Source organism: Streptomyces sp. URMC 123 (genome assembly GCF_051386515.1).
Taxonomy (GTDB): domain Bacteria; phylum Actinomycetota; class Actinomycetes; order Streptomycetales; family Streptomycetaceae; genus Streptomyces.
Genome location: NZ_JBPQTV010000043.1, coordinates 18,857 through 29,165, shown reverse-complemented (window position 1 = coordinate 29,165; position 10,309 = coordinate 18,857). Strand labels below are relative to the sequence as shown.

General features: G+C 72.1%; 7 protein-coding genes and 1 pseudogene. 3 read left to right on the top strand and 5 right to left on the bottom strand.

Going from position 1 to position 10,309, the window contains the following annotated elements; all coding sequences use genetic code 11:
• Nucleotides 1-69 precede the first annotated feature (69 nt).
• Nucleotides 70-1,155 (top strand): annotated as a pseudogene (locus tag ACSNOD_RS08600) (alkaline phosphatase PhoX); the annotation flags it as partial.
• A 176-nt stretch (nt 1,156-1,331) separates the two neighbouring features.
• Here the strand turns inward: ACSNOD_RS08600 and ppdK are convergent.
• The gene (gene ppdK, locus ACSNOD_RS08595; protein WP_436766183.1) at nt 1,332-4,058 is read right to left on the bottom strand and encodes a pyruvate, phosphate dikinase; all 2,727 of its coding nucleotides are present in this window, start codon (nt 4,056-4,058) and stop codon (nt 1,332-1,334) included.
• Between the two features lie 774 nt (nt 4,059-4,832).
• Nucleotides 4,833-5,966 carry a tRNA dihydrouridine synthase DusB gene (dusB, locus tag ACSNOD_RS08590; protein ID WP_436766186.1) on the bottom strand — a complete coding sequence of 378 codons (1,134 nt, stop codon included), beginning with the start codon at nt 5,964-5,966 and terminating at the stop codon, nt 4,833-4,835.
• A gap of 216 nt (nt 5,967-6,182) precedes the next feature.
• Here dusB and ACSNOD_RS08585 point away from each other — a divergent pair, with 216 nt between their 5' ends.
• Nucleotides 6,183-7,622 carry an MFS transporter gene (locus ACSNOD_RS08585; RefSeq protein ID WP_436766182.1) on the top strand — a complete coding sequence of 480 codons (1,440 nt, stop codon included), beginning with the start codon at nt 6,183-6,185 and terminating at the stop codon, nt 7,620-7,622.
• Between the two features lie 13 nt (nt 7,623-7,635).
• Here ACSNOD_RS08585 and ACSNOD_RS08580 read toward each other — a convergent pair whose 3' ends face one another.
• The gene (locus ACSNOD_RS08580; protein ID WP_436766181.1) at nt 7,636-7,866 is read right to left on the bottom strand and encodes a DUF397 domain-containing protein; all 231 of its coding nucleotides are present in this window, start codon (nt 7,864-7,866) and stop codon (nt 7,636-7,638) included.
• Nucleotides 7,850-8,692: a helix-turn-helix domain-containing protein gene (locus tag ACSNOD_RS08575; protein WP_436766180.1), complete on the bottom strand. Its 843-nt coding sequence runs from the start codon at nt 8,690-8,692 to the stop codon at nt 7,850-7,852. Before ACSNOD_RS08575 ends, ACSNOD_RS08580 begins: the two co-directional genes overlap by 17 nt.
• 138 nt (nt 8,693-8,830) lie before the next feature.
• Between ACSNOD_RS08575 and ACSNOD_RS08570 the strand changes: the two genes are divergently transcribed.
• Nucleotides 8,831-9,010, top strand: a complete 180-nt coding sequence (locus tag ACSNOD_RS08570) for a hypothetical protein (RefSeq protein WP_436766179.1) — start codon at nt 8,831-8,833, stop codon at nt 9,008-9,010.
• Nucleotides 9,011-9,258: 248 nt separating this feature from the next.
• On the opposite strand, the gene ACSNOD_RS08565 is transcribed toward ACSNOD_RS08570, so the two are convergent.
• Nucleotides 9,259-10,179 carry a helix-turn-helix transcriptional regulator gene (locus ACSNOD_RS08565; protein WP_436766178.1) on the bottom strand — a complete coding sequence of 307 codons (921 nt, stop codon included), beginning with the start codon at nt 10,177-10,179 and terminating at the stop codon, nt 9,259-9,261.
• Between the last annotated feature and the right edge of the window lie 130 nt (nt 10,180-10,309).

Here is a 10,309-nt window from a genome sequence, read left to right as displayed (position 1 = left end):
AGGTCAGCCGCGGCTACGTCTACGAGACCGACCCCTGGGGCGTGAAGCCCGCCGTGCGCCGCGACGCCATGGGCCGCCCACGCGGACCCCGCACAGCCCGGCCCCGGCCCGTACGGCCCGCTCGGCGCCGCCGACCCCAACGGCATACGCCTGCCCGGCGGCTTCACCAGCCGCGTGCTGGCCCGCTCCGGCCAGCACGTGCCCGGCACGTCGTACACCTGGCACAACGCCCCGGACGGCGGTGCCTGTTACCCCGACGGCGCCGGCTGGATCTACGTGTCCAACTCCGAGATCAACCCCGGCGGCGGCGCGAGCGCCATCCGCTTCGGCGCCGACGGCGCCGTCCTCGGCGCCCACCGCATCCTCGCCAACACCCGCCAGAACTGCGCCGGCGGCGCGACCCCCTGGCAGACCTGGCTGTCCTGCGAGGAGGTCAGCCGCGGCTACGTCTACGAGACCGACCCCTGGGGCGTGAAGCCCGCCGTGCGCCGCGACGCCATGGGCCGCTTCAAGCACGAGGCCGCCGCGGCCGACCCCGTACGGCGCGTCGTGTACCTCACCGAGGACGAGTCGGACGGCTGCTTCTACCGCTTCACGCCCACGACCTGGGGCGACCTCTCCTCCGGCCGGCTGGAGGTGCTGAAGATGGGCTCGGGCACCTCGGGCCCGGTCACCTGGGCCACCGTGCCCGACCCGAGCGCGTCGTCGACCAGCACCCGCAACCAGGTGTCCGGCGCCAAGCGGTTCTCCGGCGGCGAGGGCTGCTACTACGCGAACGACACCTGCTGGTTCACGACCAAGGGCGACAACCGCGTCTGGCAGTACAACGCGGCCGCCGCCACGATCGAACTGGCATACGACGACTCCCTGGTGCCGAGCGGCGCCGCGCCCCTCACCGGGGTCGACAACGTCACCGGCTCCGCGTCCGGAGACCTCTTCGTCGCCGAGGACGGCGGCACCATGGAGATCTGCGTGATCACCCCGGACGGCGTCGTCGCGCCGTTCCTGCGCATCGGCGGCCAGTCCGCCTCCGAGATCACCGGGCCCGCGTTCTCCCCCGACGGCCGGCGGCTGTACTTCTCCAGCCAGCGCGGCACGAGCGGCTCCTCCTCGGGCGGCATCACGTACGAGGTCACCGGCCCCTTCCGGAGCTGACCCGCGGCCGCATGCCCCAAGCCCGCGAGCCCGAGCGCGCACCGCGCGCGAAAGGGCGACGGGGGCGACACCTCCGCACAAGGTGTCGCCCCCGTCTTCAGGGTGCCGGAGCCGCGCCGGGGTTGAGGGTTCGAAGGGACCCGCCGCGGCGTACCGGTGGTCGGTTCAGCCGAGGGTCACCGGCTGTCGCTGCCCGCGCTCGCGGCCGCCGCGCGCCCCGCCTCCAGGCGGGCGACGGGGATGCGGAACGGGGAGCAGGAGACGTAGTCGAGCCCCACCTCGTGGAAGAAGTGGACCGACTCGGGGTCGCCGCCGTGCTCGCCGCAGACGCCGAGCTTCAGGTCGGGCCGCGTGGCGCGGCCGGCCTGGACGGCGTTGCGGACGAGGGAGCCGACGCCGTCCCGGTCGATGGTCTCGAACGGGGAGACCCCGAAGATGCCCTTCTCCAGGTAGGCCGTGAAGAAGCTGGCCTCGACGTCGTCGCGGGAGAAGCCCCACACGGTCTGGGTGAGGTCGTTGGTGCCGAAGGAGAAGAACTCCGCGGCCTCCGCGATCTGGCCGGCGGTGAGCGCGGCGCGCGGCAGCTCGATCATCGTGCCGAGCGCGAGGTCGAGCTCGGTGCCGGTGGCGCGGCGGACCTCGTCGATGACCTGCTCCGCGTCCTCGCGGACGATCTCCAGCTCCTGGACCGTGCCGACCAGCGGGATCATGATCTCGGCGCGGGGGTCGCCGCCCGCCGCGATCCGCTCGGCGGCGGCCTCGGCGATGGCGCGTACCTGCATGGTGAACAGGCCGGGGATGACGAGGCCGAGGCGTACGCCGCGCAGGCCGAGCATGGGGTTCTGCTCGTGCAGCCGGTGCACGGCCTGGAGGAGCCGCAGGTCGTTCTCGTTGGCGTCCCGGCGGGCCTCGGCGAGCGCCACGCGGACGGAGAGCTCGGTGATGTCGGGCAGGAACTCGTGGAGCGGCGGGTCGAGGAGCCGCACGGTGACCGGCAGCCCGTCCATCGCCTCGAACAGCTCGACGAAGTCGCCCTTCTGGAGGGGCAGCAGGGCCTCCAGCGCGCTGCCGCGCTCCTCGTCGGTGTCGGCGAGGATGAGGCGCTCGACGAGTTCGCGGCGCTCGCCGAGGAACATGTGCTCGGTGCGGCACAGGCCGATGCCCTGGGCGCCGAAGCGGCGGGCGCGGGCGGCGTCCTCGGCGTTGTCCGCGTTGGCGCGGACGCGCAGGCGGCGCTCGCCGTCGGCGTACGACATGATCCGGTGGACGGCCTTGACGAGCTCGTCGGCGTCGTCGGCGGCGGGGTCGACGCGGCCCTCGAAGTACTCGACGACCGGGGAGGGCACGACCGGCACCTCGCCGAGGTAGACCTTGCCGGAGGAGCCGTCGATGGAGATGACGTCGCCCTCCTCGACCACCGTGCCGTCGGCCGTGGTGAGGCAGCGGCGCTTGGTGTCGACCTCCAGCTCCTCGGCGCCGCAGACGCAGGTCTTGCCCATGCCGCGGGCGACGACGGCGGCGTGCGAGGTCTTGCCGCCGCGCGAGGTGAGGATGCCCTCGGCGGCGATCATGCCGTTGAGGTCGTCGGGGTTGGTCTCGCGGCGGATCAGGATGACCTTCTCGCCCGAGCGGGACCACTTGACGGCGGTGTAGGAGTCGAAGACGGCCTTGCCGACGGCGGCGCCGGGCGAGGCGGCGATGCCGCGGCCGATCTTGCGGGAGCCGTCCTTGCCGGCGGCGCTCTCGTCGAAGCGCGGGAACATCAGCTGGGCGAGCTGCGCGCCGGTGACCCGCTGGAGGGCCTCGGCCTCGTCGATGAGGCCCTGGTCGACGAGCTGGGTGGCGATGCGGAACGCGGCGCCGGCGGTGCGCTTGCCGACGCGGGTCTGGAGCATCCACAGCTTGCCGCGCTCGATGGTGAACTCGATGTCGCACAGGTCCTTGTAGTGCGTTTCGAGGGTTTCCATGATCTGCATGAGCTGGTCGTACGACGCCTTGTCGAGCTGTTCGAGCTCGGCTAGCGGCACGGTGTTGCGGATGCCGGCGACGACGTCCTCGCCCTGGGCGTTCTGCAGGTAGTCGCCGTAGACGCCCTGGTGGCCGCTGGCGGGGTCGCGGGTGAAGGCGACGCCGGTGCCGGAGTCGGGGCCGAGGTTGCCGAACACCATGGAGCAGATGTTGACGGCGGTGCCGAGGTCACCGGGGATACGTTCCTGCCGGCGGTAGAGCTTGGCGCGCTCGCCGTTCCAGGAGTCGAAGACCGCGCGGATGGCGAGGTCCATCTGCTCGCGCGGGTCCTGCGGGAAGTCGCGGCCGGTCTCCTTGGCGACGATGTCCTTGAACCGCTCGACGAGGCGGCGCAGGTCGCCGGCGTCGAGGTCGACGTCGACGCGGACGCCCTTGGCCTGCTTGGCCTCCTCGATGGCCTCCTCGAAGAGGTCGCCGTCGACGCCGAGGACGGTCTTGCCGAACATCTGGATGAGGCGCCGGTACGAGTCCCAGGCGAAGCGCTCGTTGCCGGCCTGGGCGGCGAGGCCGGTGACGGACCGGTCGGACAGGCCGATGTTGAGGACGGTGTCCATCATCCCGGGCATGGAGAACTTGGCGCCGGAGCGTACGGAGACGAGCAGCGGGTCGTCGGCCTGGCCGAGCTTCTTGCCCATGCGCTGTTCGAGGGCGTCGAGGTGGGCGGACACCTCGTCACGGAGTGCCGCGGGGGCCTCGCCGCTCTCCAGGTAGACCTTGCAGGCCTCGGTGGTGATGGTGAACCCGGGGGGCACGGGCAGGCCGAGGTTGGTCATCTCGGCGAGGTTGGCCCCCTTCCCTCCGAGGAGGTCTTTGAGGTCCTTGTTGCCTTCAGTGAAGTCGTAGACGAACTTCTGGCGATCTTTGGTTTCCGGCACGGGACTCGACTCCTCGGGACGGGCTGTCCTGACGGCGGGGAGCGTACCCAGATCGAAGGCGCATAGGGAGGTCCACTTGACGGACATGGGGCTGCAACCACCCGTCCGCCAGCAGATCGAAAGTGATCAGGGATTTTCCGAACTTACCCGCACGTATTCAAGAGTCGAACACATCATTGCGTTGCGTCAGGGGAACGAAGCGATCGATCGACGGTGCGTGACGACGGGGTCGATGTTGTGAATTCCGGCCGGGTGGCACGGAGTGCCACCCTTATGAGAAGTGCACCCCACAGTTGAGCGCTCATCTGAGCGCAACCCCTATCAGGGGTGGCGAGAATCACGCGCGCGGAACCGGCCGTTTTCACGATGCGGACGGCCGAACGGGTGACGTGGCCGCGGGGCGGCCGCCCGCGCGGGGCACCGCCCGGAGGGCGGTCCGCCGCGTCGAAGGATCGGACCGCCCGCTCGCGCGGGCCGCGAGGACGGCTCGGACGGCGCTGGAGACCGCCCTTGCTGGTCGTCGCGGCGCTGGAGCGGTGGCTGGCTGGGGCCGGCGGGGGTCGGCCGGGGCCGGACGGGGCCGAGGAGAAGGCCGCGGCCGTGGCGAAGGGCTGATCCGCCCGGGTCGGGTCGCTGCGTACGCCGGACGTCGGGGATCGCCCACGGAGAGGATCGCCTCGCGGGCGCCGACCGGGCCGGTCGGCCCGGTCCGCGCCCATCAGCCGCGAGCATCGCAAGCGCGGCGCGGGCGCGGCGCCCGCGCCGCGCCCTTCGTCAGCCCCCCGACGTGTCCAGTTCCGCCTCCGCGCCCACCGACGCGCAGTCGTACGGGTCGTTCAGCCAGCCGTCCGGGAGCACCACCCGGTTGCGGCCCGACGTGCGGCCCCGTGGGCCGTCCGCGCCCGCCGGCCACGGCTGGTCCAGGTCCAGCTCGCCCAGCAGCGCGTCCAGCTCCGCCAGCGACGAGGCCACCGCCAGCCTCTTGCGCATGTCCGAGCCGATCGAGAAGCCCTTCGTGTACCAGGCGACGTGCTTGCGGAAGTCGATGACGCCGCGCGCCTCGTCCTCCAGCCACTCCCCCAGCAGCTCCGCGTGGCGCAGCATGACCTGCGCCACCTCCTTCAGCGTCGGCGCCGCCGGCGTGAACGACCCGTTCCCCTCGAACGCCGCCACCAGGTCCGCGAACAGCCACGGCCGCCCCAGGCAGCCGCGCCCCACGACCACCCCGTCGCAGCCCGTCTCGCGCACCATCCGCAGCGCGTCGTCCGCCGACCAGATGTCGCCGTTGCCCAGCACCGGGATCTCCGGCACGGCCTCCTTCAGCCGGGCGATCGCCTCCCAGTCCGCCGTGCCGCCGTAGTGCTGCGCCGCCGTGCGCCCGTGCAGGGCGATCGCCGTGACGCCCTCCTCCACGGCTATCCGCCCCGCGTCGAGATACGTGAGGTGGTCGTCGTCGATCCCCTTGCGCATCTTCATCGTCACCGGCAGCGCGCCCGCGTTGCCGACCGCCTCGCGCAGGATCGACCGCAGCAGGTTCCGCTTGAACGGCAGCGCCGAGCCGCCCCCCTTGCGGGTGACCTTGGGGACGGGGCAGCCGAAGTTGAGGTCGATGTGATCGGCGAGGTCCTCCTCGGCGATCATGCGCACCGCGCGGCCCACGGTCTCCGGGTCCACCCCGTAGAGCTGGATCGACCGCGGCCGCTCCGAGTCGTCGAAGTGGATCAGCCGCATGGTCTTGGCGTCCCGCTCGACCAGCGCCCGCGTCGTGATCATCTCGCTGACGAACAGCCCCTTGCCGCCGGAGAACTCCCGGCAGAGCGTGCGGAAGGGCGCGTTGGTGATCCCGGCCATGGGGGCCAGCACCACCGGCGGCCGCACGGCGTGCGGGCCGATCTCCAGCAGGGGCATGGTCATCGGACGGTCTTCCTTCGACGAGGTCGTTCGGTCGGCGCGGCGTTCGGCCGGGGCGGCGCGCCCCCCGGCGGGCACCACCGCGAGGCCCACCGCGAGCTCCGCCGCGAGCCCCACGGCGGGGGCCGCCGCGAGCCGCGAGCCCTCCCATTGTCGCGCACCACGAACCCCGTAACCGCAGCCGAGCGAAGCAAGCGCTTGTACGGTTCAACCATGCCTGAGCTCAGTCGTCGCCGGCGCCTGCTCGTTCTCGCGATCTGCTGCTTCAGCCTGCTGATCGTCAGCCTCGACAACACCGTGCTCAATGTGGCGCTGCCCACGCTCCGCGCGGACCTCGGCGCCTCCGTGGCCGGGATGCAGTGGACCATCGACGCCTACACCCTCGTCCTCGCCTCCCTGCTGATGCTCGCCGGCTCCACCGCCGACCGGATCGGCCGCCGCCGCGTCTTCCAGGCCGGCCTGGCGATCTTCACCCTCGGCTCGCTGCTGTGCAGCATCGCGCCGAACCTGGAGTGGCTGGTCGTCTTCCGCATGGTGCAGGCCGTCGGGGGCTCCATGCTCAACCCCGTCGCCATGTCGATCATCACCAACACCTTCACCGACCCCCGCGAGCGCGCCCGCGCCATCGGCGTCTGGGGCGGCGTCGTCGGCATCAGCATGGCCGCCGGCCCCCTGGTCGGCGGCCTGCTCGTGGACGGCATCAGCTGGCGCGCGATCTTCTGGCTCAACCTCCCCGTCGGCCTCGCCGCCCTGGCCCTCACCGCCCGCTACGTCCCCGAGTCCCGCGCCCCCCGCCCCCGCCGCCCGGACGTCGTCGGTCAGCTCCTGGTGATCGCCCTCCTCGGCTCCCTCACCTACGCCATCATCGAGGCTCCCGCGGCCGGCTGGACCTCCCCGCTCATCCTGAGCTGTACGGCGGTGGCACTGGCCTCGCTCGTGGCCCTGCTCCTCTACGAGCGGCGGCGCGCCGAACCGCTGGTCGACCCCCGCTTCTTCCGCAGCGCGCCGTTCAGCGGGGCGACCGTGGTCGCCGTGTGCGCGTTCGCCTCCCTCGGCGGCTTCCTCTTCATGAACACCCTCTACCTCCAGGACGTCCGCGGGCTCTCCGCGCTCCGGGCCGGCCTGTGGATGCTCCCCATGGCGGCGACGACCCTGGTCCTCGCCCCGCTGTCCGGGCGCCTGGTCGGGGCGTACGGGCCCCGCGTGCCCCTCGTCCTCGCCGGCCCCACGATGGCGGCCAGCGGGCTCCTCTTCGCCGCGCTCGACGTGGAGTCCTCCGACGCGCTGCTGCTCACCGGCTACATGCTGTTCGGCATCGGCTTCGGCCTGGTCAACGCGCCGATCACCAATACGGCGGTCTCCGGCATGCCCCGCGCGCAGGCGGGCGTCGCGGCGGCCATCGCCTCCACCAGCCGCCAGGTCGGTACGTCCCTGGGCGTGGCGGTGATCGGCGCGGTGCTGGCGGCGGGCGCGGGCGCGCACGCCACGGACTCGTACGAGGAGTTCACGGACGCGAGCCGCCCGGCGTGGTGGATCATCGCGGGCTGCGGGCTGGTGATTCTCCTGCTCGGCGTGGTGACGACCGGTACGTGGGCGAGGGCCACGGCGGACCGTACGGCGCGGCGGCTCTCCCCGGAGCCCGAGGAGAGCTGAGACGGCCTCCCCGCTACGCGCGGACGTCCCCGCCGATGTGCCCCGCCTTGACGGCCGTCACGAACGCGGACCACGCGTCCGGACGGAAGAGGAGGGCGGGGCCGGACGGGTCCTTCGAGTCCCGTATCGGTACGACACCACGGGTGGCCACGCCCGGGGCCCACTCGACGCAACCACCGCCTCCGGCGTTGCTGTAGCTGGACTTGACCCACTCCGTCCCGGAGGGCTCATTCGAGCTGTTCATCGGGTAGTGCCTCCATAGCTGTTCGGATGAATACCGCAGTCTCGGTCGGCGACAGGGCGTAGGCCCTCAGCAGATCGTACGACCGGCGTCGGACAGCGACGCTTTGGCTGTCCTCCACCAGTTGCCCCGTGTCGATGCTCTCCTCGTACGCGACCACCGAGTCGTCGTCCAGGGTCATCAGCGTCAGGGTGCCGCCCAACAGGGCATGCCCTCCGTGCGCGAACGGCAGGACCTGCACCATCGTGCGGGGCGTGTCGACGAGCTCGACCAGGCGGCTCAGTTGGGCCCGCATGACGGCCGGTCCCCCCATGGGCCGCCGAATCACCGCCTCGTCGAGGATCACCGAGTGATACGGCGGCGGCTCGGCGCGCAGCCACTCCTGGCGGAGCAGACGCGCGGCCACCCTGGCCTCGATCGCTTCAGGGGTCGCCCCGGGGTTCCCGATGGTGAAGAGCGCGCGGGCGTAGTCCTCGGTCTGCAACAGACCCGGCACGAGGTGCCCGGCGTACTCATCGATCACGCGCGCCTGCGCCTCAAGGTCCATCCTCCGCCGGTACTTGTCCGGATGGACCTCGCGCCGGGCGAGGCCGAACAGCCGCCCGAAGTGACCGTCCGTGCAGAACGCCGCGTCGAGCGCCGCCGGGAGGTCCGGCGGAATCATCCTCTCCGCCGTCTCGATGTTCGCCATGTGCTGCTTGCTGTAACCCACGATGTCAGCCAGTCCGGCCAGAGACATACCCGCGTCGTTGCGGAGCCGCCTCATCTCCGCCCCGAAGAGATGCCGTGCCGACCGGTCCGGGGTCAGTTCTCGTGATCGCGCTGCCAACGCAACCTCCCTCGTAAACAGAGGATGTTGGGGACGCCTCCCCCCTGGCGACCGTAGGCCAGCGCGGTGATCGTTGAAGCACACTCAGTAACTACCCGCCCGAACGGGTTGGAAAAACAGGCGTTCGAAAGGCCCGTCATGACGTACAGAACAGGGGCGACCGTCGTGGACACCCGGACCGGTGAGGTCGGAGAGGTCGTCGCGGAACACGGCGACCACACGCTGCTGCGCCCCTGTTCGGCGGCCGCGCCCGCCTGGTGGTGCCCCACGGCCGCCCTGCGGCTCGCCCGCCCGCACGAGAGGGCCGCGAGCGCGTGAACGGGTCGAAGGCGCGGGGCCCGGAACCCGGCACGACGGACGCCCCGACGACGGAACCGGAACCCGAGGGCTCCGGCCCACCACCCCCACCACCCGCGCCGACACCGCCGGCACCCGCACCCGTGAGCCGCCCGCGCCTCGCCGTCGTACGGCTGCCGCCCGGCGAACCCGTACGGCCGTGCCCCTTCCCGTGCTCGATCTGCGTGCGCAAGGGGCGGCAGCGGCCGGGGCGCCCGTAGCGGCGGGCGTCAGCCCTGGGCGCCGAGCAGCGCGTGCAACTCCTCCAGCCGCTGCCCGCTCTCCGCGTCGGCGGGCACGTACGTGACCATGCGGGGGCCCGACCGGGGGCCCAGCCACAGGCTGGTGTGGTGCAGGTTGAGCAGCCCCACGCGGCGGTTGCGGAACCGCTTGACGCGGTCCCCGGCGACGACCACCTCGTGCCGGTCCCAGATTTCCCGGAACTCCGGTGACGCCTGCTGGAGCCGCTTGAGCAGGGCCTTCCAGGCGGGCTCGGCGAGGTGTTCGGCCATGGCGGCGCGGAACTTGGCCGCCATCATCCGTACCGCACCCTCCCAGTCGATGACCGAGGCCCGCCAGTCGGGGTGGGTGAACGCCAGCCACAGGCTGTTGTGGTCCTCGGGCGGGATGCGGTCGAGGTCGCACAGCAGGTGCCCGTACGCGGAGTTGTAGGCGACGATGTCGTACCGGCTGTTCTGCACGCAGGCGGGGTACGGCTGCAGCCGCTCCATCATCCGCTGGAGCGAGGAGGAGAGGGTCGGGCACGGGATGCCGGGCCGGGGGTCGGCGACGCCCGCGAGGGCGAAGAGGTGCGAGCGCTCGCTCGTGTCGAGCAGCAGGGCGCGGGCGAGGGCGTCCAGGACGTGCGCGGACACGTGGATGTCGCGGGCCTGTTCGATCCACGTGTACCAGGTGACGCCCACGGCGGCGAGCTGCGCGACCTCCTCGCGGCGCAGGCCGGGCGTGCGGCGGCGGGGGCCGCGCGCGAGGCCGACCTGCTCGGGGGTGATCCGCTCGCGGCGGCTGCGCAGGAAGGCGGCGAGCTCGGCGCGCTGGGCGGCGCCGCGGTCGGAGGGGGTGGCGGTCGGCGCGGGGAGCGGGACGTCGGCCGGGACGGAGAGGGTCACCGAGGGCTGGACGGTGGTGGTCATGGGGCCAGCGTGCCGCATGGCGCATACGGTTGCCAGTTACTGCCAGTACCAGGATAAGGAGACTCTGGTACCAGGCTGGGTGGTTGGTGGATCGTCATGAGCGTGACCGACACCCGTATACGTATTGCCG